This window comes from Actinoplanes sp. DH11 (assembly GCF_020873875.1).
Classification (GTDB): Bacteria; Actinomycetota; Actinomycetes; order Mycobacteriales; family Micromonosporaceae; genus Actinoplanes.
Genome location: NZ_JAHWGU010000112.1, coordinates 1 through 480, shown reverse-complemented (window position 1 = coordinate 480; position 480 = coordinate 1). Strand labels below are relative to the sequence as shown.

1 protein-coding gene is annotated in these 480 nt (G+C 58.3%); it reads left to right on the top strand.

What is annotated here, in order from left to right; all coding sequences use genetic code 11:
• Positions 1–245 (top strand): hypothetical protein (locus LPA41_RS40955; protein WP_229076885.1); only part of this gene is annotated, 245 nt, incomplete at its 5' end.
• Positions 246–480: the final 235 nt, after the last annotated feature.

Here is a 480-nt window from a genome sequence, read left to right as displayed (position 1 = left end):
GCCTTAACGCGGTGAAGTGCCTGCTGAAGCGCCTACGGCGGGCTCTGGAGGCCGAGGAGCGGTGGGTGGAGGATCAGCGCACGGCATGGCTGGATCGTCTCGCAGAACGCAAGGCAGGGCCACACCCCATCACCGCTGAACAGGCCGAAATGATCGCTCGATTTGGACAGCCCTCGGCGTTTCACACGGACGGCTCAATCACAATCGCCTTCGACGATGGCGACTCGGTGAAGGTCGCGAGATGACGCCACTTGGAGTCCTGATCGAAAATGCCTGAGAAAATCTGGAAGTCATGAGTCTCGCCGTTTTCCCCTCCGCTCATTGAAGGGCTACTTGACGTCTGTCAACCAAAAACACTCCGATTCCAGATCGGTTGACAATTGTCATCTAGAAATGTCGCGAAAAGTGCGCAACAGTTATCGCATCTGCTCCGTCGTTGCGCAGTGGCCCCCGGTCGAACAGCCGGGGGTCGGGCAACGA